Origin of the sequence: Fictibacillus phosphorivorans (assembly GCF_023715845.1) — a bacterium.
GTDB classification, from domain to species: domain Bacteria; phylum Bacillota; class Bacilli; order Bacillales; family Fictibacillaceae; genus Fictibacillus; species Fictibacillus phosphorivorans_D.
Genome location: NZ_JAMBOR010000001.1, coordinates 200,342 through 225,018 on the forward strand (window position 1 = coordinate 200,342; position 24,677 = coordinate 225,018).

General features: G+C 38.0%; 25 protein-coding genes, 6 tRNA genes and 1 pseudogene. 26 read left to right on the top strand and 6 right to left on the bottom strand.

Annotated elements, in window-relative coordinates; genetic code table 11:
* The first annotated feature begins 41 nt into the window (after positions 1-41).
* Both M3206_RS00980 and M3206_RS00985 read left to right on the top strand, forming a co-directional pair.
* Positions 42-1,325, top strand: coding sequence for a DEAD/DEAH box helicase (locus M3206_RS00980; protein ID WP_251310639.1), 1,284 nt, complete (start codon positions 42-44; stop codon positions 1,323-1,325).
* Positions 1,326-1,358: 33 nt separating this feature from the next.
* Complete coding sequence (locus M3206_RS00985; RefSeq protein ID WP_251310640.1) at positions 1,359-2,252, top strand: deoxyribonuclease IV; 894 nt, start codon at positions 1,359-1,361, stop codon at positions 2,250-2,252.
* Between the two features lie 53 nt (positions 2,253-2,305).
* Here the strand turns inward: M3206_RS00985 and M3206_RS00990 are convergent, their stop codons facing one another.
* A complete protein-coding gene (locus tag M3206_RS00990) occupies positions 2,306-2,566 on the bottom strand; it encodes a DUF2624 family protein (protein WP_251310641.1) in 261 nt (86 codons plus the stop codon).
* 96 nt (positions 2,567-2,662) lie between these two features.
* A complete protein-coding gene (locus M3206_RS00995) occupies positions 2,663-3,922 on the bottom strand; it encodes an NCS2 family permease (RefSeq protein ID WP_251310642.1) in 1,260 nt (419 codons plus the stop codon).
* A gap of 290 nt (positions 3,923-4,212) precedes the next feature.
* On the opposite strand from M3206_RS00995, the gene M3206_RS01000 reads away from it, so the two are divergent.
* The 9 genes from M3206_RS01000 to M3206_RS01040 all read left to right on the top strand — a co-directional run bounded on the left by M3206_RS01000 (position 4,213) and on the right by M3206_RS01040 (position 10,506).
* The gene (locus M3206_RS01000; RefSeq protein ID WP_251310643.1) at positions 4,213-4,962 is read left to right on the top strand and encodes a metal ABC transporter ATP-binding protein; all 750 of its coding nucleotides are present in this window, start codon (positions 4,213-4,215) and stop codon (positions 4,960-4,962) included.
* A 2-nt stretch (positions 4,963-4,964) separates the two neighbouring features.
* Entirely contained in the window at positions 4,965-5,834 is an 870-nt protein-coding gene (locus tag M3206_RS01005) for a metal ABC transporter permease (RefSeq protein WP_251310756.1), read from the top strand.
* Between the two features lie 19 nt (positions 5,835-5,853).
* Positions 5,854-6,774 (top strand): metal ABC transporter substrate-binding protein, encoded by a 921-nt coding sequence (locus M3206_RS01010; RefSeq protein WP_251310644.1) that lies wholly within the window; start codon positions 5,854-5,856, stop codon positions 6,772-6,774.
* 131 nt (positions 6,775-6,905) lie between these two features.
* On the top strand, positions 6,906-7,550 hold the full coding sequence (locus M3206_RS01015) for an HAD family hydrolase (protein WP_251310645.1): 645 nt from the start codon (positions 6,906-6,908) through the stop codon (positions 7,548-7,550).
* A 132-nt stretch (positions 7,551-7,682) separates the two neighbouring features.
* Positions 7,683-8,459 (top strand): metal ABC transporter ATP-binding protein, encoded by a 777-nt coding sequence (locus M3206_RS01020; protein WP_251310646.1) that lies wholly within the window; start codon positions 7,683-7,685, stop codon positions 8,457-8,459.
* A 12-nt stretch (positions 8,460-8,471) separates the two neighbouring features.
* Entirely contained in the window at positions 8,472-9,314 is an 843-nt protein-coding gene (locus M3206_RS01025) for a metal ABC transporter permease (RefSeq protein WP_251310647.1), read from the top strand.
* Positions 9,315-9,346: 32 nt separating this feature from the next.
* A complete protein-coding gene (locus M3206_RS01030; protein WP_285876648.1) occupies positions 9,347-9,748 on the top strand; it encodes a Fur family transcriptional regulator in 402 nt (133 codons plus the stop codon).
* Positions 9,749-9,808: 60 nt separating this feature from the next.
* A complete protein-coding gene (locus M3206_RS01035) occupies positions 9,809-10,021 on the top strand; it encodes a DUF1540 domain-containing protein (protein WP_251310648.1) in 213 nt (70 codons plus the stop codon).
* 122 nt (positions 10,022-10,143) lie between these two features.
* Positions 10,144-10,506 carry a DUF308 domain-containing protein gene (locus M3206_RS01040; protein WP_251310649.1) on the top strand — a complete coding sequence of 121 codons (363 nt, stop codon included), beginning with the start codon at positions 10,144-10,146 and terminating at the stop codon, positions 10,504-10,506.
* Positions 10,507-10,634: 128 nt separating this feature from the next.
* Here the strand turns inward: M3206_RS01040 and ispG are convergent, their stop codons facing one another.
* The gene (ispG, locus tag M3206_RS01045; RefSeq protein ID WP_251310650.1) at positions 10,635-11,735 is read right to left on the bottom strand and encodes a flavodoxin-dependent (E)-4-hydroxy-3-methylbut-2-enyl-diphosphate synthase; all 1,101 of its coding nucleotides are present in this window, start codon (positions 11,733-11,735) and stop codon (positions 10,635-10,637) included.
* A gap of 96 nt (positions 11,736-11,831) precedes the next feature.
* Positions 11,832-12,152 (bottom strand): hypothetical protein, encoded by a 321-nt coding sequence (locus M3206_RS01050; protein WP_251310651.1) that lies wholly within the window; start codon positions 12,150-12,152, stop codon positions 11,832-11,834.
* 168 nt (positions 12,153-12,320) lie between these two features.
* On the opposite strand from M3206_RS01050, the gene M3206_RS01055 reads away from it, so the two are divergent.
* Positions 12,321-13,196 carry a DUF1002 domain-containing protein gene (locus M3206_RS01055; protein ID WP_251310652.1) on the top strand — a complete coding sequence of 292 codons (876 nt, stop codon included), beginning with the start codon at positions 12,321-12,323 and terminating at the stop codon, positions 13,194-13,196.
* 19 nt (positions 13,197-13,215) lie between these two features.
* On the opposite strand, the gene M3206_RS01060 is transcribed toward M3206_RS01055, so the two are convergent.
* Positions 13,216-13,770: a DUF1189 family protein gene (locus tag M3206_RS01060; RefSeq protein WP_251310653.1), complete on the bottom strand. Its 555-nt coding sequence runs from the start codon at positions 13,768-13,770 to the stop codon at positions 13,216-13,218.
* A 190-nt stretch (positions 13,771-13,960) separates the two neighbouring features.
* Here M3206_RS01060 and M3206_RS01065 point away from each other — a divergent pair, with 190 nt between their 5' ends.
* The 9 genes and pseudogenes from M3206_RS01065 (at position 13,961) to M3206_RS01105 (ending at position 17,711) form a co-directional block, all read left to right on the top strand.
* The gene (locus M3206_RS01065; RefSeq protein ID WP_251310758.1) at positions 13,961-15,565 is read left to right on the top strand and encodes a Na/Pi cotransporter family protein; all 1,605 of its coding nucleotides are present in this window, start codon (positions 13,961-13,963) and stop codon (positions 15,563-15,565) included.
* Between the two features lie 136 nt (positions 15,566-15,701).
* Positions 15,702-16,185: pseudogene (locus M3206_RS01070) on the top strand (DUF456 domain-containing protein).
* Positions 16,186-16,336: 151 nt separating this feature from the next.
* Positions 16,337-16,411 (top strand) — tRNA-Asn (locus M3206_RS01075).
* 4 nt (positions 16,412-16,415) lie between these two features.
* Positions 16,416-16,492 (top strand) — tRNA-Met (locus tag M3206_RS01080).
* A 23-nt stretch (positions 16,493-16,515) separates the two neighbouring features.
* Positions 16,516-16,591, top strand: a tRNA-His gene (locus M3206_RS01085).
* Positions 16,592-16,623: 32 nt separating this feature from the next.
* Positions 16,624-16,700, top strand: a tRNA-Ile gene (locus M3206_RS01090).
* 8 nt (positions 16,701-16,708) lie between these two features.
* A tRNA-Ser gene (locus tag M3206_RS01095) sits at positions 16,709-16,801 on the top strand.
* A gap of 9 nt (positions 16,802-16,810) precedes the next feature.
* A tRNA-Phe gene (locus M3206_RS01100) sits at positions 16,811-16,886 on the top strand.
* A gap of 213 nt (positions 16,887-17,099) precedes the next feature.
* Entirely contained in the window at positions 17,100-17,711 is a 612-nt protein-coding gene (locus M3206_RS01105; protein ID WP_251310654.1) for a superoxide dismutase, read from the top strand.
* 17 nt (positions 17,712-17,728) lie between these two features.
* On the opposite strand, the gene M3206_RS01110 is transcribed toward M3206_RS01105, so the two are convergent.
* Positions 17,729-17,974: a hypothetical protein gene (locus tag M3206_RS01110; RefSeq protein WP_251310655.1), complete on the bottom strand. Its 246-nt coding sequence runs from the start codon at positions 17,972-17,974 to the stop codon at positions 17,729-17,731.
* A gap of 100 nt (positions 17,975-18,074) precedes the next feature.
* On the opposite strand from M3206_RS01110, the gene M3206_RS01115 reads away from it, so the two are divergent.
* From M3206_RS01115 to pstA, 5 genes are all read left to right on the top strand, one after another.
* Entirely contained in the window at positions 18,075-19,352 is a 1,278-nt protein-coding gene (locus M3206_RS01115) for an MFS transporter (RefSeq protein ID WP_251310656.1), read from the top strand.
* A 121-nt stretch (positions 19,353-19,473) separates the two neighbouring features.
* A complete protein-coding gene (locus tag M3206_RS01120) occupies positions 19,474-21,528 on the top strand; it encodes a penicillin-binding transpeptidase domain-containing protein (RefSeq protein ID WP_251310657.1) in 2,055 nt (684 codons plus the stop codon).
* Positions 21,529-21,737: 209 nt separating this feature from the next.
* Positions 21,738-22,694 (top strand): PstS family phosphate ABC transporter substrate-binding protein, encoded by a 957-nt coding sequence (locus M3206_RS01125; RefSeq protein ID WP_425590690.1) that lies wholly within the window; start codon positions 21,738-21,740, stop codon positions 22,692-22,694.
* Positions 22,695-22,836: 142 nt separating this feature from the next.
* Complete coding sequence (pstC, locus tag M3206_RS01130) at positions 22,837-23,751, top strand: phosphate ABC transporter permease subunit PstC (RefSeq protein ID WP_251310760.1); 915 nt, start codon at positions 22,837-22,839, stop codon at positions 23,749-23,751.
* The gene (gene pstA, locus M3206_RS01135) at positions 23,751-24,629 is read left to right on the top strand and encodes a phosphate ABC transporter permease PstA (protein WP_251310658.1); all 879 of its coding nucleotides are present in this window, start codon (positions 23,751-23,753) and stop codon (positions 24,627-24,629) included. The genes pstC and pstA overlap by 1 nt, the downstream gene beginning before the upstream one ends.
* Positions 24,630-24,677: the final 48 nt, after the last annotated feature.

A 24,677-nucleotide genomic window follows, 5' to 3' on the forward strand; every position in this document is an offset into this window, starting at 1 on the left:
TAAAAGTGAAAGATTATATTTGAAAGAGAAAAGGTGAGCGTATGAAATCTCCGTTTGAACGGTTAAAAATAAATGAATCGCTCCAAACTGCATTAAGTAGTATTGGATTTGAAAGACCAACTGAAATTCAAGAACGTGTCATTCCTGGAATCATTAATGGACAAGACATGATCGGGCAATCCCAAACGGGCTCCGGAAAAACTTTAGCCTTCTTGCTACCTCTCATGCATCGGATCGATATCCAAAAAGATGAGGTTCAAGCCGTTATCACAGCCCCTACAAGGGAATTAGCACAGCAGATCTACAATGAATTCTTGAAAGTCTCCGAGAAAATGCCTGAAGATAAACAAATTCGAGCAAAAGCAATAGTCGGTGGGACAGATAGAAAAAGAATGGCTGAAAAACTAAAGAATGTCCCTCAGCTTGTTATCGGAACTCCAGGGCGTATTAAAGACTTAGTGAATGCTCAAGAGCTCGTTGTTTATACAGCAGGCATGCTAGTCGTTGACGAGGCTGATCAGATGTTGGACATGGGCTTTATTGAGGATGTGGACATGATTGCATCCCGCATGGCCAATGAACTTCAGATGATGGTTTTCTCAGCAACTGTTCCAGAGAAACTTCAACCTTTCTTAAAAAAATACATGAAGAACCCGAAGCATGTTCATGTTGAACCCCAACATATTACAGCTAAAGCAATAAAACATGTTCTTATTCAGACAAAACATAATGATAAGCTTCCTATGCTTATTAAAACGGCTAAGAACTTTAATCCGTTCTTTGCTATTATCTTTGCAAACACCAAAAAAACAGTTGATGAAATTGCAGATGCAATGGCAGCTGAAGGCATGAACGTAGAACGTTTACATGGAGATATACCTCCTCGAACGAGAAAAAACATCATGAAGCGCGTACAAAAAGCTGAATTTCAATATTTAGTCGCAACGGACTTGGCTGCACGAGGCATTGATATAAAAGGAGTCAGCCACATTATTAACTATGAGTTTCCAAAAGATCTGGATTTTTATATCCATAGAGCAGGCCGGACAGGCCGTGCAGGCATGTCAGGAATCTGTGCTTCTTTGGTTGAACAGACCGATCAGCATGCTGTACAAAAACTGAAAGAGAAAAAAATCACCTTTACCTATGAACAATATAAGAATGGGGAATGGGTAGCTGTGAAACAAAAAGAAAAGAGTCCAGCTTCCAAAGAGAAAGAAGAAGTTTATGTTCCAAAACCTCGTAAAGTTAAACCAGGTTATAAAAAGAAGATGGATGAGCAAAAGAAAAAACTGATGAAAAAGAAGAGAAGAAATCAAAGATAAAGCTTGATAACTGTGTGGAGAAGAGGGGAAAATATGGTTAAAATCGGTTCGCATGTTTCAATGAGCGGCAAGAAAATGCTTTTAGCTGCCAGTGAAGAGGCTGTTTCTTATGGTTCAAACACGTTTATGGTTTATACAGGAGCACCTCAAAACACGAGACGAAAAAAGATTGAAGATCTGAATATCGAAGCTGGGACAAAGCACATGGAGGAGAACGGAATTACTGATATTATCGTTCATGCACCTTATATCATCAATATTGGTAATGCGGTGAAGCCGGAAACCTTTGAACTTGGTGTAGACTTCTTACGAAGAGAGATTGAACGAACAGAAGCGCTAGGTGCAAGACAGATTGTGCTACATCCAGGTGCACACGTAGGAGAAGGCCCAGAAATCGGTATCAAAAAGATTATTGAAGGTCTGAATGAAGTGTTAACGAAAGAACAAAATGTACAAATCGCATTGGAAACAATGGCAGGTAAAGGTTCTGAATGCGGAAGATCATTTGAAGAATTAGCACAAATCATTAACGGCGTTACTCTTAACGATAAACTTTCTGTTTGTTTTGATACGTGTCACACGCATGATGCGGGATACGATATCGTGAACGACTTTGATGGGGTTATGGAACAATTTGATAAGATTATCGGCAAGGATCGAATTAAAGTGTTCCACATTAACGACAGCAAAAATATTTGTGGGGCAGCTAAAGACAGACATGAGAACATAGGGTTTGGCCATATTGGATTTGAGGCATTGAACTATATTGTTCACCATGAGGCGTTTAAGGATATTCCAAAAATTCTTGAAACACCATATGTAGGGACAGATAAAAATAATAAGAAACCACCTTATCAGCTAGAGATTGAGATGATAAAAGCAAAAGCGTTCGATCCAGAACTTCAAAACAAACTTTTAGCTCAATAAATCGCAACAAACAAGAGCTTCGCATGGCATTCACCAGCGAAGCTCTTGTTTTTTTATCTGTCAATGTATGTCTGGATTAAGTACTGAATGTAATTTGCTTTTTCAGGGCTTACTTCTTTTGCAATCGTTGCAATAATTTGCTTACGCTGGCTTAAGTTTTTGATATCAATGGTCTGCCGGCGTAATATATTTACGATTTGAACGGCTTCTGATTGCGAAATGGGAAGTTGATATTGTGCTGCAAGAGATATTAATTCGTTTGGACTGATTGTATTCAGTTTTTGGTTGACGAAATGCACAATAATTGGATTCATAAGGAACTCCCTCCTGACTTTTTTATTGTATGAGTCAAAATCGGAGAAAGTGCTAAAAAAGACTCTAGGAAAATCCAGAGTCTTAAAAATGAATCATTATATAATCGTGTGAAGCACAAAATTCATAAAAAATAAGAACGCAATTACATACATTGTAGCTGGAACTTGCTTCTTCTGGCCAGACATCCATTTAATCAATGGATAAGCAATAAAGCCAAAAGCAAGACCATCAACAATACTGTATGTTAAAGGAATCAAAGCAATGATTAAGAATGATGGAAACATCTCAGTGAAGTCCGATAAAGGAATATGCTGAATCTGCTGAACCATCAAGCCGCCAATAATGATTAACACAGGGGCAATGGCACCATTAGGAATATAAGCAATGTATGGAGCGGCAAAAATAGATCCAATAAATAGGCCTGCAACAGTAATGCTTGTTATTCCAGTTCTTCCGCCTTCCGTGATACCCGAGGCACTTTCTACGGTTGAAATAGTCGGACTTGTTCCGAATAATCCAGATACGATAGAAGAAGCAGCATTGGCTTGGAACGCTTTAGGGAACTTTTTCTGATCAGGAAGCAAACCATATAACAAGCCCATGTTTTCAAATGTAATGATCATGGTCAGTGAAAAGGTTGCAATCCAGAAAGATAATTCAGTGATACCCGAGAAATCAAACGCGAACAGCATTTCTCCAAATGGCTTGAATGAAAATCCTTCAGACATTCTTTTCACTTCTTGGGTATGTCCCATCATAAAACCAATGAAGGTCGTGATCGCAATACCGATCAGGAAGCTGCCTTTAACGTTCTTCAGAAATAAAGCAAGTGTTAATGCCAGACCAATCATCGTTAGGATGGCATCTGGATGATCTAAATGACCTAATTTAACAAAGGTATCAGAGCTAGCTTCAATGATTCCGCCTTTTTGAAGTCCGATAAAAGTCAAGAATAAACCAATACCCACGGTGATGCTATGCTTCAAAGAATCAGGAATACTTTTAGAAAGTATGTCCTTTAAAGGAGTCGAAGCAACAATTAAAAAGAAAACTCCAGATAGGACGACAGCAGCGAGTGCTTCTTGCCAGCTTAAGTTCATCGCTTGAACAATCGTATAGGTGAAAAAAGCATTTACACCCATCCCAGGTGTCAGAATAATAGGAGCATTTGCATAGAGCCCCATAATTAAACACCCAACTACAGAAGTAAGAATTGTCGCTAATACAACACCCTCATAAGGCATTCCTGCATCGGCTAATATTAATGGATTTACAATGATAATATAGGCGATCGTGAAAAAGGAAGTTATACCCGCGAGTATCTCTTTTTTAATAGAAACTTGTTCTTGTTTCATGTATTCCTCTCTTAAAGCTAAAAAACAAACCCTCTCCCACCCAGCAGTTGCCTGCCAGAAATGATTATATAGCAAATGTAGAAATATGGCTAGAAAAAATCATTTACAATCTTGTGTCCACACTATATAATTTGTCATAAGTAAAAAAGTTGCCTAAAGGAAACATTTACTTTATATAGACTAGTCACTTTCATTCATTTCAGCACATACATTGTGAAGGGATTATTTTTTTAATTAAAAGTTGCACGGAGGCAAAAGAAGTTGCCAAGCGAAAAAGGAGGTTTTTTTCGATGAAACATGCATTGGAGATCGAGCGATTGTTCGTCTCATATTTAGGAAATCAAGTTGTAAAAGACATTACGTTTTCAGTGGAAAAAGGAAGTCTTGTTGGAATTATCGGGCCAAACGGGGCAGGTAAATCCACATTAATGAAGGCAGCTTTAAACTTAATTTCCAAAGATAAAGGCGTTGTGAAAATATTTGGTGAACCGCTAAAGAATTGGAAAAAGAATATTGCTTATGTTCCTCAGCGTTCAAATATTGACTGGGATTTTCCTATTACTGTAATTGATGTGGTACTGCTTGGTACTTATCCAAAACTAGGCCTTTTCAAACGGCCTTCTAAAAGTGATAAAGAGTGGGCCGAAGAGTGTTTAAAGAAGGTCGGAATGGAGAATTTCAGCAGCCGGCAGATCGGAGAACTTTCAGGCGGACAGCAGCAAAGGGTTTTCCTAGCGAGAGCTCTTGCTCAAAAAGCGGAATTGTTCTTCCTCGATGAACCTTTTGTTGGTATTGATGTAGCTAGTGAGGAAACCATTATTCAAATTCTTAGAGAATTAAAAAAGGAAGGGAAAACGATTCTTGTCGTTCACCATGATTTAAGCAAAGCTGAATCTTATTTTGATCATCTTCTTTTATTAAATCAGCACATGATTCGCTATGGTGCATCTGAAGAAGTGCTTCAGCCGGAAGTGATTACGAAAGCTTACGCCAATCAGTTTTCATTTCTACAGCCAAAAGGAGTGGAAGTTACATCATGAAAATGAATATGATCGATTTTTTTGAGGCTTTGTTTCAATATGAATTCCTTCAAAAAGCGTTGTTTACTTCCGTAATGGTGGGTATCATTTGCGGAATCGTAGGATGTTTTATCATTTTAAGAGGAATGTCATTAATGGGAGACGCTATCTCTCATGCTGTTTTACCAGGAGTTGCGATCAGTTATATGCTAGGTATCAGCTTTTTCCTAGGGGCAGTAATTACAGGCGTATTAACCGCCATTGGAATTGGTTATGTCAGTCAGAACAGCCGAATAAAGCATGATATGGCAATCGGTATCATGTTCACAAGTATGTTCGCAGTAGGAATTGTAATCATTACCTTAATGAAGAGTAGTGCGGACTTGTATCATATCTTGTTTGGGAACGTTCTAGCAGTGCGGATGAGTGATATGTGGATCACTGTTGGAATCGGTGTTCTGGTCATAGGGCTCGTTACGCTATTTTATAAGGAACTTCTTGTTTCTACATTTGATCCGACGATGGCTCAAAGCTACGGACTTCCGAATAAATGGATTCATTATGCACTTATGGTTGTTCTTACGATGGTTACCGTAGCATCACTTCAAACAGTTGGGATTGTTTTGGTTGTAGCCATGTTGATTACTCCGGCAGCAACCGCTTACCTGCTTACAAATAGATTATCAGTCATGATCTATTTAGCTGCTCTTTTCGGGATAATCGCATCTTTGTTTGGGTTGTACTTTAGTTTTATTTATAATCTTGCATCAGGTGCTACGATTGTATTGGTTTCGGCCTTTTTGTTTGCAATGGCATTCTTTTTCTCTCCTTCTCAAGGATTGCTATGGAAAGCATTGAAAGCGAGAAAGAACAGAGCCGAGTTAATGCAGTAAAAGGGAGGGATACATTTAAATGTTAAAAAAAATGACAAGTATTATGTTAGCTGGTGCTTTAATGTTGGCATTGGCAGGATGCAGTTCAGGAAAAAGTGACTCTGAAAAGGTAGAGGTAGTTACGACCTATTCTATTATTTATGATTTAGTCAAAACCATTGGCGGAGATAAAGTTGATGTACACAGTATGGTACCAGTTGGTTCCAATCCGCATGAATATGATCCGCTGCCTGAAGATGTTTTAAAAACCACTGATGCAGATGTTGTGTTCTATAACGGGCTGAACCTTGAAGAAGGTAACTCGTGGTTTAAGAAGCTTTTAAAGACTGCAGACAAAGACGGTAAAGATGCACCTGTCTATCGAGTGAGTGAGGGTGTAAAAGCAATACACCTTGAATCAAAAGGATTAGAGAAAGAGCCTGATCCTCATGCATGGATGGATATCAATAATGGGATCATCTATGTTGAAAATATAAGAGATGCACTTATTAAAGAAGATCCAGATAACAAGACGTATTATGAACAAAATGCAGAAAAGTATATATCAGAATTAAAGAAACTACACGATGATACGGTTAAAGAAATTGCTAACATTCCAGAAGAAAAGCGAGTACTCATTACAAGCGAGGGTGCTTTTAAGTATTTTGGAGAAGCCTATAACATGGATACAGCCTATGTTTGGGAGATAAACTCTGAAAACCAAGGTACTCCGCAACAAATCAAGACGCTAGTTGATTTTATTAAGCAAAGAGATATTCCTGCTTTATTTGTTGAAACAAGTGTGGATCCAAGAAGTATGGAAACCGTATCAAAAGAAACTGGTGTACCGATAAAAGGAAAAGTCTTTACAGATTCAATAGGCAAACCAGGTGAAGACGGAGATTCATACAAAAAAATGATGGAATGGAACACGAAAACGGTTATTGAAGGATTAAAATAAATAATAAAAAAACAGAAGCTGAATATAGGTATCTGCTTCTGTTTTTTTATTATCCATTCAATTTGTTCTATAATAATGAAACATGTGTTATAAAATGAAGGATTTTTTACATAAAAGGCAGGTTTACAATCATGAAATTTAAAGCAGTTTGTTTTGATATGGATGGGGTTGTCGTTGATACGATGCATCATCACGTAGAAGCATGGCGTTATGCGTTTAATCAAAAAGGATATGATCGTAACGATCTGGAGTTTTACTTAAGAGAAGGGATGCCTGGCCGGAAGACGATCATGGATGTTTTCAATTCATCTCAACTGACTGTATCTGAGGAAGACATTGAAGATATATATATACAAAAAAGAAAGTATTTTAAGGAAAATGCTAATTATACATTTATTAAAGAGACCTTATGTGTTTTAAAATACCTTTACACCGAAGGAATACCGCTTTCGTTAGTAACAGGAAGCAGGAAAGAATTTGTTGATGAAGTACTTGAAAAGCTACCTGTTTCATTTGATTCAGTGATAACAGGTGATGATGTAAAAGAAGGGAAGCCTTTACCAGAACCCTATTTGAAAGCCATAAGTAATCATTCGTATAGCCCTTCAGAATGGCTTGTCATTGAAAATGCTCCGCTTGGCATAGAGTCAGCTAAACAAGCCGGCGCGTTTTGTCTGGCTGTTGAAACTACACTTGAAAAAGAATATTTAGCAAGTGCAGATGAGATAGTGCCACCGTCACAATTAGAACAGACAGTAAAAAGTTATTTTAAGTGAAATAAGCGTTACCTAAAAGAAAGTGATACAGCATAGGCATGTTGTTTTACTTTCTATTTTTTTCGTGTATACTATGATACAGTTTTAAATCGTACTCATTACTACTTATATTTTTTATTGGGGAGGATTATTGTGGAGAAAAAGTTAAATAATCCAGCTATTTTTGTGGATGATTTATCCTTCCATTATGGTGAGAAAAACGTTCTTGAACATGTAACAATGGAAGTTAAACAAGGTTCTTTTTTAGGGCTAGTAGGTCCCAACGGATCAGGAAAATCAACCCTCATAAAGTGTATTTTAGGATTATTAAAACCCCAGCAAGGAAGTGTGTCTCTTTTTGGAGAAAAGGTACAAAAATTTCATCAGTGGGATAAAGTAGGTTATGTCTCTCAAAAGGCAAATAGCTTTAATACTGCTTTTCCAGCAACTGCATTCGAAGTGGTTTCGATGGGGTTGTTCGGGAAGGTTGGATTGTTCCGATTCTTAAAATCATCTGATAAGGAGAAAGTATGGTCTGCATTAAAAGCAGTTAATATGAAAGATTTCGCTTCCCGTAATATAGGGGAACTCTCAGGTGGGCAGCAGCAGCGGATCTTTATCGCACGAGCTTTAGTCAGTGAACCGGAGCTTTTGATCCTAGATGAGCCAACGGTAGGGGTTGACGTTGAATCTTCGGAGTCATTCTACAAGATGCTGAAAGATCTGCATCGCGAGAAAAAGATGACACTCGTATTGGTTACACATGATGTAGGGGTAATGACGAACTATGTTACTGATGTAGCGTGTTTAAATAAGCAAATACATTTTCATGGGAATACAAAAGAATTTGAAGAAAGTTCTTCAGAAAACATGTCTGCTTTTTATGGGCATCATGTTCATGTCATTCATCATGACCATGATCACAAGTAAGGGGATGAGCGGATGTTGCCATTTTTAAAATATGAATTTTTGCAAAATGCTTTTTTAACAGGAATTATGGTCGGCCTGTTAGCACCTATATTAGGCGTATTTATTGTTGTTAGACGTCAAGCACTTATTGCAGATGCGCTTTCTCATATAACCCTTGCAGGTATTGCGGCGAATCTGTTGCTTGCAAAATGGTTTGCGTTATTTGCTGGAGCGAATCCGATCTATATGGGTATGGCTTTCTCAGTCGGTGGAGCCGTCTTTATCGAACAGCTTCGTAAAGTCTATAAGCATTATGAAGAATTAGCCATTCCGATTATTATGTCAGCTGGAATCGGGTTAAGTGTGATCTTTATTTCAATGGCAGATGGATTTAATACGGATCTATTTAATTATTTATTCGGCAGTATTATAGCTGTAAAACAATCCGATGTTTGGACTGTACTGGCTATATTAGTGGTTGTATTGTTATTTGTTTTCTTTATGTATAAAGAATTGTTTGTTCTTTCTTTCGATGAAGAACAAGGAAAGCTTTCAGGAATCAGAAGCAATTGGATATTGATTGCATTTATGGCGATTACAGCTTTAGTCATTGCTGCTTCAATGAAAATTGTTGGAATCCTTTTAGTTTCTTCGCTTATGACTCTGCCCGTAGCAGCAAGTATTAGAATAGCTACAGGATTTAAACAGACCATATGGCTTTCCGTGCTTTTTGGGGAAACAGCAGTCATTGCGGGTATGTTTCTATCCTATTATTTGGACCTTGCTTCTGGAGGTACAATTGTTGTTTGCCTGATTATTATTTTGAGCTTTTCTATACTGTATAAGAAGCTTATGAGTTCACGGAAGGCGGGATAACTGTGAAATTTTCTATAACGATTGAAGAGGCAATGGATTTGTTAAAAGAAAAAGGCTACAAATATACAGACAAACGAAAAGACCTTCTTTCCCTCTTTGCACATGAAAAAAGGTATCTTTCTGCAAAAGATGTACAAGAATCCTTAAAGCATAAATACCCTGGTCTAAGTTTCGATACCATATACAGAAACTTAACCACTTTCGCGGAAATTGGACTGTTAGAGGAGACAGAATGGGAGGGTGAACGAAAATTCCGGTTCACATGTTCCCGCAATGAGCACCATCATCATTTGATTTGTTTATCATGCGGAAGCACGAAATCCATTCATACCTGTCCAATGGAAGTGTTGAACAGTGAATTAAATGGCTTTAATGTCACTGGGCATAAGTTTGAAGTTTATGGATACTGCACGGACTGCAAAAAATTAAATTAATTTATTTAAGTATGCTCCTCCTTTATATGAGCCAAGCTATAAATAAAGGAGGATTTTATTATGCCTGATGTTAAATGTAATGTATCAAATTGCACCTATTGGGGTGAAGGGAACAACTGCGTAGCGGATGCCATCCTTGTTGAGATTGACAAGCACGCAAATAATTCGTATGGGATGAGTGCTGATGGCAACCTTATAGGTGATGCTGCCCATAAAGATCATGCACATGATCCAGCAGAAACGTGCTGTCATACTTTTAAATCAAAGCATTAAGGAAGAGGCCTGTAATAGGCCTTTTTCTTATAAAAACAATCCCCATAACTTAACATCTATGAAATGTCTCAATTAATGCCATAATAAGAACGCTCCTTAAGACTAAAAGAGGGGGAAACATGATGGCAGATGACATCAAACGTAATAACAATGAGGCTGACTATTTTGAAGAGATGGCAGCTGAAGCTGTACCAGTAAAGAACGGCATGGTTTATCCTGAAAGCGAACGGCCGCGTTCAGTGGACAGGGACCATAGACACGAGCATAAAGAAGGAAGAGAAAGAGAAGGTGGAAAAGCAGCAGGGGTCATCGCTTTAATTCTCTCTGTTCTTTCTTTGTTTATTGCTCCAGTTTTATTCGGGGCAGCAGGTATTATCGTTGGATTTGTGGCCAGAAGACAAGGATCAGAAACGCTTGGGAACTGGGCAATTGGACTCGGTATCGTTTCCATAATTATTTCCTTGTTTTTCGCACCATTCTTTTAACGCAACGAGGAGCAAAGAAGAAGCTGAGGCTTCTTCTTTTTAAGTGGAATTACATGTGGTGACCACGCACCAAATAAAAAACATTCAAAAGCATCTAAAAAAAAGCCCCCATGAATGGGAGCTTTTATTTACACTTGCTGTGCTTTTAATTTTTCTTCATGAGCTTTGGCCAAAAGATCGACTTCTTTCTTTAATTCATCCAAAAGCTGATCTTCAGGTATCTTCCGAACGATCTCCCCATGTCTGAAAAGCAAACCTTCTCCGCGAGCACCGGCAATACCGATATCCGCTTCTCTTGCTTCTCCTGGTCCGTTAACAGCGCAACCTAAAACAGCTACTTTTATAGGTGCACGGACTTTTGAAATATATTCTTCAACCTCATTAGCGATTGAAATAAGATCGATTTCAATACGTCCGCATGTGGGACACGAAATTAAAGTGGCAGCATCTGAAAGTAAACCAAAGGATTTTAATAATTCCCGGGCTACTTTTACCTCTTCCACAGGATCAGCACTCAGTGAAATACGAAGTGTGTTTCCGATGCCTTTATGAAGGATTACACCAAGACCGGCTGCACTTTTTACAGTTCCTGCGAAAAGAGTCCCTGATTCAGTAATGCCAAGATGCAATGGGTAATTGAAAGCTTTAGAAGCCTTTTCATATGCTTCTATCGCTAAATTAACATCAGATGCCTTCATGGAAACGATTATATCGTGAAAGTCTAGTTCCTCTAAGATACGAATGTGTTCAAGAGCACTTTCCACCATACCATCTGCGGTTGGATAGCTGTATTTTTCGAGATATTTCTTTTCTAATGAACCCGCATTTACACCAATACGAATTGGAATGCCTTTTTCTTTTGCAGCTTTAACAACGGCTTCAACTTTCTCGCGTCTTCCGATATTCCCTGGATTGATTCTGATTTTATCTGCTCCGCCTTCGATTGCTTTTAAGGCAAGCTTGTAATCAAAATGTATATCAACTACCAAAGGTATGCTGATTTGTTTTTTAATATCTGCGATCGCCTCAGCCGCACGCATATCTGGACAGGCAACGCGGACGATCTGACATCCAGCTTCTTCTAAACGTTTTATCTCAGCCACTGTAGCTTCAACATCATGTGTTTTTGTAGTCGTCATACTTTGGACGATGACCTGATCAGTGCCTCCAATCGTCAATGGCCCGACTTTTACAGGTCTTGTTTTAGAACGGTGGGTGATTTCACTCATTTGGTGAATCGCTCCTTTTATCAAATTGACAGTATTATTATTCTGTCCTATCATCAGTTCATTTTAGCAGGGATTATTTTGTTTTGACAAGTATTGTTACCTTTCTGCTTTTTTGTATAAAGGAAATTTATATGTTTTTCCGGATTGAATGTTTTCAGGATTGACACCTGGGTTCAGTTCTGTAAAGTCTTTAATCATCGATGAAATCGTATAACCACCTTCAGGATTGATTTTTTCAACAACGGAAATTAAAGTATCTCCAGGACCAGCTTCATATCTTTTATAAGTATTATTCTTTTTACTTTTTTGTATTTCAGCATTCACAGGTTGTGCCTGAGGGAGTGTTCCAATTTTTAGATCGTAAGCAACCACATATAGAATTAAAAGAATTGTACAGCCTGTTAAAAAACGCTTCATGGTTCCCTCTCCTTTCTCATATTGAACTATATGCTTGTCCCATCTTTTTATGACAAGATAAAAGTGACTTCCGCACATGTATTGGTGTAAAATGGAAAGGTCCCATGGACAGAAAATAAAAATTGTAACGTATCAATGTAGTTGTACCGAGGGGAGAGGTGAAATTGTATGAAAAAGGCAAAGATATTTGCATTGCTGTCAATCATGGCTGCAGCACTATTTATTGCACCATTGAAGATGTTTGCAGATGCAGCGCCAGGAGATATCATTGTTACACTAGGGCAAAACCTTACAGAAGAACAGAAGAATACTGTCTTAAAAGAGATGGACGTACCTGCTGATGTCCAAACGGTAACGGTAACAAATGAAGAAGAGCATAAGTATTTAGGTGATTATATATCGAAAGCTCAAATTGGCTCGAAAGCGATATCGTCTTCTAAAATTACAATAGGTGAAAAAGATCAGGGACTTTCAGTTGAAACAAACAATATCAACTGGGTAACTGAAGAAATGTATATGAATGCATTGACTACAGCAGGAGTTACAGATGCTGAAATCTATGTAACAGCTCCTTTTGAGGTTTCAGGGACAGCGGCATTAACGGGAATCCTTAAAGCCTACGAAACAACTGCCCAGATTGAAATTCCTGAAGCTCAAAAACAGGTAGCCAATGAAGAAATGGTTAAAACGGCAGAGCTTGGGGAAAGAATTGGGACAAAAGAAGCAACTGAACTTATGACACGAGTTAAAGAAGAAATTGCAAAAAACCCGGTACAATCTGAGGAAGATCTCAGAGCTCTAATTGAAAAAGTTGCGAAGGATATGGGAATTAAACTTACCCAAGAAGAGTTAAACGGACTGATCGCTCTATTTAACAAAATGAAAGACCTGAATATTGATTGGGATCAACTTCAAAGCGACTTAAAGAACATTAGTGAAAACTTAGGAGATTTTTTAAATAAGGAAGAGACTCAATCTTTTATTCAAAAGATTCTTGAATTCTTAAGTGCTATAATCGAAGCGATTAAATCTCTATTTAAATAATGACATCAAAAAAGCGGCCCTAGAGCCGCTTTTTATTTTTTGGTGGAGACTTATAGATCGCCGTAGCAAAGATGATAAAGGTGAGAATCCAGAATAAGAAAAAAGAATGAGAGACATGAACGTTCAAAACAAAGACGATGGTTAATAAAACGACAGGGAGTGTAATGGAATAGCAAGACATCACCCATAAATGCCGGTAAGACAATTTTTTGTTTAAAGCCTTTGAAAGAAAAAGACCTAAACCTGACAATATGGATGTGCCAGAAAACAAGATTCCAGAAAATAGAATATACATCGCTATATAAATGACAATAATGATAAAAGGTAAAACAGCATCTACAGAAGAAGCAAACTCCTGCATCTGACTCGGTTCTAAGCCGTATTTTTGGGAATTTTGAAGTGGTTTATCTTCCGGTGAAGATGGATTAAACAAAAAAACCAAAAGGACAGGAAGTATACATAAGAATGTTAGGGACAAAACATATATAATGGTGCTGCCAACACCAAATAATCGGAAGTTTGAAATCGCTTTTGCTGAAAATAAACTTCGGTAGAATCTGATATGTAGTTTCATTAAAAAAGCTCCTTTGCAGTTTCGCATTTTTAGTGTACATGATGTATGAAATTCCGACAATAACTAATTAATTGTAAAGTAAATGTTACAAAATGCGAGTTTTGGTTTACATAAAGTACTCGAATCGAGATAATGACGAAGGTCGATAAAGATTGAATATAAGGAGCTGTAAACATTGAATTATCAGGACATGCTGTTTCAATTTATCGGAGGACTGGGGATTTTCTTATTCGGGATTAAGTATATGGGAGAAGGCCTTCAAAACTCTGCTGGGGACCGTTTAAGGGATATACTTGATAAACTAACGACAAATCCTTTTATGGGAGTTTTAGCGGGAATATTTGTAACCGTATTGATTCAGAGCAGTTCTGGTACAACAGTGCTAACTGTTGGACTAGTAAATGCTGGGTTTTTAACATTGCGTCAAGCCATTGGGATCATTATGGGGGCGAATATCGGTACAACGGTGACTTCATTCATAATTGGTTTTGATGTTGGTGCTTACGCGTTGCCGATTATCGCAATTGGATCAATATTAATTTTCTTCTTTAAAAATCCTAAGTTTAATTATTTCGGACAGATCACATTTGGTTTTGGAGCACTATTCCTAGGTCTTGAACTCATGGGAGACGGAATGAAGCCACTTCGAGGTCTTCAAGCATTTCATGATTTAACTGTTTCAATGAGTGATAATCCGATTCTCGGAGTAGTGATTGGTACTTTATTTACAGTTATTGTTCAATCTTCAAGTGCAACGATTGGTATCTTGCAAGAACTTTATGCTCAAAATATGATTGACTTAAAAGCAGCTTTACCTGTTTTGTTCGGTGATAATATAGGTACGACGATCACAGCTATTCTTGCCGCTATCGGAACAACTGTTGCTGCAAGACGTGCTGCATTAATGCATGTTATCTTTAACTTGTTGGGAACGGTCGTATTCTTAATCCTTCTTGTTCCGTTCGGTAATTATGTTGAGTTCCTATCAGGAAAACTAGATTTAGAACCAGCCATGCAGATCGCTTTTGCACATGGAACTTTTAACGTAGCAAACGTGTTGATACAGTTCTGGTTTATCGGATTACTTGCATTGATTGTTACCAAACTCATTAAAGGCGAAGACACTCTTATAGAGTATAAGGCCAAACATCTTGATGAGATCGTTCTAGAAACCTCACCAGGTATGGCGATCAGCCAGGCGAAACAAGAAATCATCAGAATGGCTAACTATTCTCAAGCTGGTTTAAAAGAAGCGATTACTTATCTAAATGATAAAGATAAAAAGAATTCTGATTTAGCTCTTCAATATGAAGAGGCTATAAACAACTTAGACCGTCAGATCACTTCGTATCTAGTAAAACTCTCAGCGCATCCTTTAACACCACAAGAATCAAATGAACATTCCATGCTTCTTGACACGTCACGTGATATTGAACGTATTGGAGATCATATGGAAAACATTATCGAGCTGGTGGATTATCAGCTTCGTAATAATGTGCGCCTTACAGATACGGCTAAAGAAGATTTAAATGAAATGTTTACACTAACGGTATCTACCGTTGATAAAGCGGTAAAAGCTTTGGAAAAAAGTGATATAGAACTTGCAAAAGAAGTGTTAAATCAAGAAGATAAGATAGATAAAATGGAGCGTACGCTACGAAAACAGCATATAATCCGAATGAATGAAAGAACCTGCGATGGAGATGCTGGTATCGTATTCGTTGATATTATCAGTAATCTAGAGCGGATAGGTGATCATGCAGTGAATATTGCGGAAGCTGTATTAGAGAAGTAAAATATAAACCAGGAAAGTTTTTTCCTGGTTTTTTTGTATGTATTGTATGTATTCGTTTATTTTCGAGGAGTCTCGCACTTACGCTCCAATCAACATTCATTAGAAGAAAAACAAAAACACCAGAAAGGAGTACGATATGGAAACTATTTATTGGGTATTAATTGCTGTTGTATTTGCTATCAGTTTTTTTTTCATTGATCTATCCTATCCTGCCGGGGGTATTATTTTTAGCTGCAGGATTTCTGATTTATGGATTTGCTTTTTCATTTGAGCCTTTTTCACTTGTTTTTATCACGATCCAAGTCTTACTGTTTATCAGCTTATTTGTAGTTGATTATGTAGGTAATGCATATGCAGTAAAAAAGAAGGGCGGATCTAAAGCAGCATTATGGGGAAGTACAATAGGGCTTTTAGTTGGTCCATTCGTTATACCTGTAGCTGGAATACTTATAGGACCATTTTTAGGTGCTGTTCTAGCTGAGCTGCTTTTCCGTAAAACAAATTTTAAATCTGCTGTTTCCGTTGGCATAGGGACAGTTCTTGCTTTCGTAGGAACAACGATCATTAAAATAGTCACTCAAGCGTTGATGATTGGTTATTTTTATTACCAAGTGCTATAAATCTTCCTTGCTTAATCCTCAATCGCATGCTATATTATTTTTGTTCTAAAAAGTACATTTGTTCGTTTCAAATACTTTTAAAATGTTATTGACATTAGTAACTGCGGCATGCTATAGTAGTTCTTGTCCTTAATTAATGTTAATTCATTATTCCACAGTAGCTCAGTGGTAGAGCTATCGGCTGTTAACCGATCGGTCGTAGGTTCGAGTCCTACCTGTGGAGCCATTTTGGCGGTGTAGCTCAGCTGGCTAGAGCGTACGGTTCATACCCGTGAGGTCGTGGGTTCGACTCCCTCCGCCGCTACCAAAATGTTTTCTTTATTCACGATGGCGGTCGTGGCGAAGTGGTTAACGCATCGGATTGTGGTTCCGACATTCGGGGGTTCGATTCCCCTCGTCCGCCCCATTTCTCATTTACATAACCTATATTTATCACATGGACCCTTAGCTCAGTTGGTCAGAGCGGTCGGCTCATAACCGATTGGTCGTAGGTTCGAGTCCTACAGGGTCCACCAAAAGTCGAGGAGGTATACCCAAGTCCGGCTGAAGGGATCGGTCTTGAAAACCGACAGGGGTGTAACAGCCCGCGGGGGTTCGAATCCCTCTACCTCCTCCATAAAATTGTGGCTCGATAGCTCAGTCGGTAGAGCAGAGGACTGAAAATCCTCGTGTCGGCGGTTCGATTCCGTCTCGAGCCACCATATACATACATACTAAAACCTTACGATATCGTGAGGTTTTTTTATTTTATAAAAGGTACAGTGTTTAAGAATTGAAAGTTTAGATTAAATTTGTTAAGGTAAAATTGTTAAATCACTTTTTAAACAAGTAAGTTGAGTAAATGGTTTCACTTTTCAAGATTATCCTTGAAAATGAAAATAAAAAACACTACATATTATAAGGAGGAAATGAACATGGCTAAATTTGAACTGCCTGCATTACCTTATGAAACAAGCGCACTTGAACCACATATTGACAAAGAAACAATGGAGATCCACCACGGTCGCCACCACAAAACATATGTTGATAACTTAAACGCTGCTCTTGAAGGTCAAACTGAATTTGAAAGTAAGTCTCTTAATGATCTTCTTTCAAATCTTGATGCTCTTCCACAAAACATTCAAACTGCCGTAAGAAACAATGGTGGTGGACATGCAAACCACAGCCTTTTCTGGGAAGTTATCGCTCCAGGCGGAGCGAACGCACCATCTGGAGAGCTTGCTGACAAAATCAACAGTAAGTTCGGAAGCTTCGAAGCGTTTAAAGAAGAGTTTGCAAACGCTGGTAAAACAAGATTTGGTTCTGGCTGGGCTTGGTTAGTTGTAAACAATGGCGAGCTTGAAGTAACAAGCACTCCAAACCAAGATAACCCGGTTATGGAAGGTAAGACACCTATCCTTGGTCTAGATGTTTGGGAGCATGCTTATTATTTGAAGTATCAAAACAAACGTCCTGATTACATTGCTGCGTTCTGGAACGTAGTAAACTGGGATGAAGTTGAAAAGCGTTATAACGAAGCAAAATAAGTGATGAAAGCTGCTGGTTACCAGCAGCTTTTTATTATGCCTTTATCATGTATTTCAAACCTCTTTGCTAATTTTATTAGCAAATCATCAAGGATTAAGTTTCCATCCCCAAAAGGAGCATTTGATTGAATCACCAATAGGTTTTTTGCATGGAAAAGCCATATTCGATCTCCATTTTCCTTTGTAGATTCTGCCATTTCCCTCAAATCATGATCCTCATGTATTTCTAAGTTTTGATCATGGAAAATCCAATATTCAAACATATTTCTGTCTCCTTATACAATAAAATCCAATTAAGTAAATGATGAATAGCCCTTTTACTTCTGAAAGACACTAACCACGATATGTAAAGGGGCGAATAACATGATATGGAAAAAATTCATGGAGGACGACCAATACCCTAGAGATCTTTTTTTACTTCTTTTTGTAGGCGGTTTATTTACCTTAAGCACAGCATTATCAAACACATTTGTTAACATTTTTTTGTGGAAGCAATCAGGTGAACTGACAGATATCGCTTATTATAATCTTTCGATTGTCGTCATGCAGCCAGTTGCCTTTTATTTAGCAGGCTGGTTGGCTAAAAAAGTAGACCGGGTTATTGTGTTAAGGATTGGTGTTGTCATCTTAGCGTTGTTTTATATAGGTGTTTTATTAATGGGTTCCCTTGCGAGTCATTTTTTGTTTGCGTTAGGGGCAATGTTAGGACTCGGTCTGGGATTTTATTGGCTAGCCTTTAATGTTCTGACGTTGGAAGTAACGGAACCTGAGACGAGAGATTTTTTTAATGGCTACCTAGGTGTATTGAATTCGTTATCTGGTATGATCGGTCCTTTAAGTGCCGGATTTATTATTACAAGGATGGACAAACATTTAGGATATGAAACCATTTTTACGATTTCGATGGTTTTATTCGTGGTTGCTGTCGTGATCAGCTTCTTTTTAAAAAGAAGAAAAGCAGACGGGTATTTTGGTTTAAAAGAAGTTTTTCAAGAAAGAAGGGAAAACAAAGCTTGGTTTCAATTATTAAACGCGCATTTCTTTCAAGGTTTGAGGGAAGGGACCTTTGTTTTCTTAATTGTTATCTGGGTTTATACAACTTCACAAAGTGAATTTGCTCTTGGTACGTTCGGATTTGTTCAATCCCTTGTATCTTTTATTGGTTACTACGTTGTTTCTCATTATCTAAAGCCGTGGCATAGGAAAAAAGGAATCTTTGCTGGAGGTTTATTATTGTTTATCTCTCCATTTATTCTTCTTATACCTGTGACATTCACATTGTTGATTATATATGGAATATCTGTATCTATAGCGTATCCGCTTCTTCTTGTTCCTTTCGTGTCATTAACGTATGACATTATTGGTAAGTGTCGAGGAATTTACGAAAAAAGAATTGAATATATCATTGTTCGCGAATTTTTCCTTAATATAGGAAGAATCGTTTCAATCCTTATCTTTCTGCTGGTGATCCATGTTCTTCCAGAAGATAAGGGGATACCGCTTTTATTGCCAATATTGGGTGCGGGACATTTCATTATCTATTTTTGCTTAAGAAATGTAGTAGTACCATCTAATACGATTGATCCAACGATCGAACTTGTTGAAACTCAGCATGATGGCAATAATCCAAATAAACAATAATAAACTTTTGACATACTCCTAGAGTAAGGATACTATTGTTATGTGAAGATAATACCGGTTGGCGCTAAAGACACCTTAACAAAGGTGTCTCTGCTGTTTTTTAAGGGAGATTTACAATATTATGAAAACAAAATCAAATAAAAAGAGAAACCATGTACCGATTCGAATGAATGCTTTGTTTTTATCGGTATTTTTTCTCTTTTCAGTGCTTGTCTTAAGATTAGGTTACATACAAATTGTTAAGGGTGAAGAGTACAAACGGACTGCTTATCTGACGGAAAATGTTACGACTAAACTAGATGCACCAAGAGGGAAGATGTTTGATTCAAATTATCGAGTAGTGGTAGATAATGAGCCAGTGTTTTCAATTACTTACACAAGAACACGGGAAGCGGATGCTGAAAAAAGACACAACATCGCTATTAAGTTGGCTGAACTAATCGATAAGGACACAGAAGAACTGGCAGAACGGGATAAAAAGGATTATTTTATATTTCTAAATGAAAAAGAAGTGAAAAGCAGATTATCCGCAGCTGAAAAGAAAAACACTCCTCCAGAAGAGCTCTATGATGTAATGCTCGAAAAAGTGACTCAAAAAGACATTGAATCATTAACGGAACAGCAGCTTGAAGTGCTGGCGATTAAGAGTGAGATGGATCGAGGGTATACACTTTCCCCGCAGAGAATTAAGATTGGGGCAACCAAGGAAGAAATGGCTTTAATCAGTGAGCACCTTCCTGAGCTAGAGGGAATCGATATAAAGCCTGATGCTGAGCGATCATATCCTTTTAAAGAATCTTTTAGAGACATATTCGGTCAAGTAAAACAAATACCGAAATCAAGAATGGATTATTACACATCGAGAGGTAATGATCGAAATGATTTGGTCGGAACAAGCTTCTTAGAAGAACAATACGAAGCGGTTCTTCGTGGAAAGAAAACAAAAATTAAATATGTTACTGATAAAGTAGGAAATCCGGTGGGTGATCCTGTTGAAGAAGATGGTTCTAGAGGTAGTGACCTTGTACTAACTGTAGACATGGAATTGCAGCAAAAAGTAGAAAAGGTTATTGAAGAAAAATTAACAGACGCCATCAGAGGTAAAAATGCCTATGATAATAAAGAATTAAGCAAGGCTTATGTGGTCATGATGGATCCGAATACAGGTGAGGTCATATCCATGGCTGGAAAAGAATACAATCGCCAAACAGGCAAATTTAAGGATATGCCATTTGGTAACATTTATCATTCGTATGCGATGGGATCAACGGTAAAAGGAGCAACGGTTTTAACTGGATTACATGAAGGGGTAATCGACCGAAATACACTCATTCTTGATGCTCCTCTAACATTTGGTGACGGCAGAAAATTGAAGTCACATTCCAATATGGGACCTGTTGATGCAGTAGATGCACTTGAAGGTTCTTCGAATGTTTATATGTGGCACATTGCGATGCGTCTTGCTGGCTATGATTATGCTAACAAACGATTTAATGATCATAAGGTGAAAGAAGCATTTGAAATTCTAAGGAATTCATACAGTGAATTTGGTCTTGGCGTGCCTACTGGTATCGACTTGCCTTCTGAGGCTACAGGCTATAATACAGGAATGAGTAATGAATTGTTCCAAGCTATGTTTTTTGCGATTGGGCAATTTGACACCTATACACCAATGCAGCTGGCACAATATGTTTCAACAATCGCCAATGGTGGTTTAAGAATGCAACCTCATTTACTAAAAGAGATCAGAGAACCATCCGCAGATCCAAATAAACTTGGCAAACTTCTTTATCGCTTTGAACCGAACGTTATGAATAAGATTGAAATGAGTCCACGTGATATTGAAGTTGTTCAAAAAGGATTTTATGAAGTTATGCATGGATCCCAAGGGACAGCTGCTTGGATCTTTAAGAACAAAGATTATAATCCTGCAGGAAAGACCGGAACGGCAGAAGTCGATAAAGAAACAGGTTTAGTGAATAAAACACTGATCGGCTATGCTCCTTATGAAAATCCGGAAGTTGCGTTTGCAGTAGTAGTGCCGGATATTCGAGAAGGGTCTACGAACAATGAAATTGCTGAAGGTGTGCTCGACGCATATTTTTCAATGAAAAAAGAAGGAATTCCAACTGAAGCTGAGTCGCAACAAAAGAATGAGAAGAAAGAATCGCGCTAAGGAGTGCGGTTCTTTTTTTGTATGTTTTTAATGAATGAGTAAGACAATAAGAAAAGTAGTAAGCTTTTACAATCCTTTTACGATTCGTTAATACGTCATTAATAATCCAAGTTTATTGTTAGACGTGTAAGTAAGGGATTACGGGTTCATGACCGGAGTGATGCTCAAACATGAAACGTCTTTAAAATGACATTTAGGGGGCAAACGAAGTGAAAAAAATGAAGTCTGTGTACCTATTCCTTATGTTATCACTGATTTTAATTTTCGCAGCAGCCTGTGGAAAGAGTGGAGAAGGAGTACCTGGCGGTGGCCATCTGAGTGGAAAGATTAAAATTGATGGATCTTCCACCGTATTTCCGATCATGGAAGCTGTCTCTGAAGAGTTCCAAGCTTCTAATCCAAATGTACAAGCTCCCGTTGGAGTATCGGGTTCTGGCGGTGGGTTTGAAAAATTTACACGCGGTGAATTAGATCTTGCAAATGCATCACGACCCATTAAGGAAGAAGAGAAAACAGCCGCAAAAGCAAAAGGAATTGATTATACAGAATTTGAACTTGCAAAAGACGGAATATCTATCGTAGTAAGTAAAGAAAACGATTTTATCGATCACTTAACAGTTGAAGAACTCAAAAAGATTTACTTAGAAAAAGATACAGCAAAAAGGTGGGATGATGTTCGTGAAGGATGGCCTAAGAAAAAAATTGATGTGTTCTCTCCAGGAACAGATTCTGGAACGTTTGATTATTTTGATGAGGTCATCCTAGAGAAAAAGCCCATGCGTCGTGATGCTCAGCTTTCTGAAGATGATAACGTTCTGGTACAAGGTGTATCTGGTTCGAAACATGCCATTGGATTCTTCGGGTATGCTTATTATCAAGCCAACAAAGATAAATTAAAAGCTGTTCCGATTGATGGAGGCAATGGGCCGGTTGAGCCGAATCCTAAAACCATTGAATCAGGGGAATACGCTCCACTCTCTCGCCCCTTATTCACATATGTAAATAATAAATCGTTAAAAGAGAACGAAGCGGTTTATGAATACATGAAATTTACTTTAGAAAACGCAGGTGAACTTGCGTCATCTGATATGATCGGATATGTCTCTCTTCCAAAAGAAAAATATGAAGAGCAGATGAAAAAGCTCGATGAGCTTGCAGGTAAATAAGAATTGAATATGGAATAACTTAACAAAATGATAAAAGGTGAGGAGAAATACTGCTCCTCACCTTTACCTGTTTAGTGAAAGTCGAATTATAGGAGGGCTGTTGGTGTCAAAAGATCCTATCAACGATAAATCGATCCGCTCTATGATTCAAGAGAAGAAATATGCAAGAAGTCAATCGGCGGTTATGGAAAAATTAGCTCCAAAGATATTTTTAATCTGTGCAGTAATTTCTATTTTTACTACATTAGGTATTATTTTTACTTTATTAACAGAAACATTCACTTTTTTTAATAGAGTTTCTATCGTTGAATTTCTTACTAATACGCGATGGTTTCCGTTTACATCTGATAAAAATGCAGACTACGGAATCCTTGCATTGGTGATGGGTACCCTGACGATAACTGCCATCGCTATGGTAGTTGCGATTCCTGTTGGTCTTGCTGCAGCCATATATTTAAGTGAATATGCATCAGCGAAGACAAGAAAGTTTATTAAACCTATTTTAGAAGTCTTAGCTGGGGTTCCTACCATCGTTTACGGATTCTTTGCTCTCACGTTTGTCACACCATTGTTAGACAAAATCATTCCAGGTGGTATATCTACTTTTAATGCCTTAAGTCCTGGAATCGTTGTAGGGATCATGATTATCCCTATGATTGCTTCTTTATCAGAAGATGCAATGAATGCTGTTCCGAATTCAATGCGAGAAGCTGCTCTAGCACTAGGGGCAACACGTTTCGAAGTTGCTGTGACAGTCGTACTGCCAGCTGCACTTTCTGGTGTAATCGCATCATTCGTATTAGGGATTTCCCGCGCCATTGGTGAAACAATGATTGTTACGATTGCCGGAGGATCTAGACCTACAACAGATATTAATGTTACGGAATCTATTCAAACCATGACCGCATATATTGTCCAAGTTAGTCAAGGTGATACAGGGTATGGTACGACGATTTATTACAGTATTTATGCGGTAGGGATGACATTGTTTTTGTTCACTTTAATGATGAATTTACTTGCTCAGTTTATTTCCCGAAAGTTTAGGGAGGAATATTAATGAGTTTAATAAATAAAGAGATTGTTCATAAAAGATTGATTAAGAGAATGACTGCTAACAGGTTTGCCAAGTTCGGTTTTATACTAGCAACAAGTTTTTCTTTAATGGTTTTAGGTGTATTGATCTATAGGATATTAGTAGAAGGTTTACACTATTTAAGTTTCGAATTCATTACTAATTTTGCTTCAAGAATACCTGAAAGGGCTGGTATATGGGCGGCTCTATTAGGTACGTTATGGATCATGGCTGTTACGGCACCTGTTTCTTTTATTCTCGGAGTCGGTACGGCTATATATCTCGAAGAATATGCCAAAAAAAATGCGTTTACAAAATTTATCCAGATTAATATAGCAAACTTAGCAGGCGTGCCATCCATTGTTTTTGGACTGTTGGGACTAACCATTTTCGTCAGGTTAGCAGGTTTGGGTTCAAGTGTACTTGCAGGTGGATTGACCATGAGTTTATTAATCCTTCCAGTCATCGTGGTTGCATCACAAGAGGCAATCCGAACGGTACCAAGAGAAATCAGGGAAGCTTCATTCGGAATGGGAGCAACTAAATGGCAAACCATTAGAAGAATTGTATTTCCCGCTGCACTCCCTGGAATCCTTACAGGTACCATCTTGGCATTATCACGAGCTGTTGGGGAGACAGCTCCATTATTGGTACTGGGGGCATTGGCTTATGTAGCGTTTGTGCCCGAAAATTTATTTTCGCAGTTTACCGTGCTGCCGATTCAGCTTTATAACTGGACGAGCAGACCGCAAGAAGAATTCCATATGCTTGCTGCAAGTGGCATTATCATCTTGATGGTCATCTTGCTTATTATGAATTCAATCGCTGTTTTCATAAGAAATAAATTTCACAAACGTTCTTAAAAGGAAAAAGGAGGACAAAATCTGTGGAGCTTACGATTAATAGACAAG

Coding starts and splice junctions, on each gene's coding strand:
- M3206_RS01030 (WP_285876648.1), top strand. CDS start 9,347: ATGGATTTGTTAAAAGAAAAAGGCTACAAATATACAGACAAACGAAAA.
- M3206_RS01115 (WP_251310656.1), top strand. CDS start 18,075: ATGATATGGAAAAAATTCATGGAGGACGACCAATACCCTAGAGATCTT.
- M3206_RS01110 (WP_251310655.1), bottom strand. CDS start 17,974: ATGTTTGAATATTGGATTTTCCATGATCAAAACTTAGAAATACATGAG.
- pstC (WP_251310760.1), top strand. CDS start 22,837: ATGATTCAAGAGAAGAAATATGCAAGAAGTCAATCGGCGGTTATGGAA.
- M3206_RS00995 (WP_251310642.1), bottom strand. CDS start 3,922: ATGAAACAAGAACAAGTTTCTATTAAAAAAGAGATACTCGCGGGTATA.
- M3206_RS01105 (WP_251310654.1), top strand. CDS start 17,100: ATGGCTAAATTTGAACTGCCTGCATTACCTTATGAAACAAGCGCACTT.
- ispG (WP_251310650.1), bottom strand. CDS start 11,735: ATGAGTGAAATCACCCACCGTTCTAAAACAAGACCTGTAAAAGTCGGG.
- M3206_RS00985 (WP_251310640.1), top strand. CDS start 1,359: ATGGTTAAAATCGGTTCGCATGTTTCAATGAGCGGCAAGAAAATGCTT.
- M3206_RS00980 (WP_251310639.1), top strand. CDS start 42: ATGAAATCTCCGTTTGAACGGTTAAAAATAAATGAATCGCTCCAAACT.
- M3206_RS01025 (WP_251310647.1), top strand. CDS start 8,472: ATGTTGCCATTTTTAAAATATGAATTTTTGCAAAATGCTTTTTTAACA.
- M3206_RS01065 (WP_251310758.1), top strand. CDS start 13,961: ATGCTGTTTCAATTTATCGGAGGACTGGGGATTTTCTTATTCGGGATT.
- M3206_RS01015 (WP_251310645.1), top strand. CDS start 6,906: ATGAAATTTAAAGCAGTTTGTTTTGATATGGATGGGGTTGTCGTTGAT.
- pstA (WP_251310658.1), top strand. CDS start 23,751: ATGAGTTTAATAAATAAAGAGATTGTTCATAAAAGATTGATTAAGAGA.
- M3206_RS01035 (WP_251310648.1), top strand. CDS start 9,809: ATGCCTGATGTTAAATGTAATGTATCAAATTGCACCTATTGGGGTGAA.
- M3206_RS01055 (WP_251310652.1), top strand. CDS start 12,321: ATGAAAAAGGCAAAGATATTTGCATTGCTGTCAATCATGGCTGCAGCA.
- M3206_RS01005 (WP_251310756.1), top strand. CDS start 4,965: ATGAATATGATCGATTTTTTTGAGGCTTTGTTTCAATATGAATTCCTT.
- M3206_RS01060 (WP_251310653.1), bottom strand. CDS start 13,770: ATGAAACTACATATCAGATTCTACCGAAGTTTATTTTCAGCAAAAGCG.
- M3206_RS01000 (WP_251310643.1), top strand. CDS start 4,213: ATGAAACATGCATTGGAGATCGAGCGATTGTTCGTCTCATATTTAGGA.
- M3206_RS01040 (WP_251310649.1), top strand. CDS start 10,144: ATGGCAGATGACATCAAACGTAATAACAATGAGGCTGACTATTTTGAA.
- M3206_RS01010 (WP_251310644.1), top strand. CDS start 5,854: ATGTTAAAAAAAATGACAAGTATTATGTTAGCTGGTGCTTTAATGTTG.
- M3206_RS01120 (WP_251310657.1), top strand. CDS start 19,474: ATGAAAACAAAATCAAATAAAAAGAGAAACCATGTACCGATTCGAATG.
- M3206_RS01050 (WP_251310651.1), bottom strand. CDS start 12,152: ATGAAGCGTTTTTTAACAGGCTGTACAATTCTTTTAATTCTATATGTG.
- M3206_RS00990 (WP_251310641.1), bottom strand. CDS start 2,566: ATGAATCCAATTATTGTGCATTTCGTCAACCAAAAACTGAATACAATC.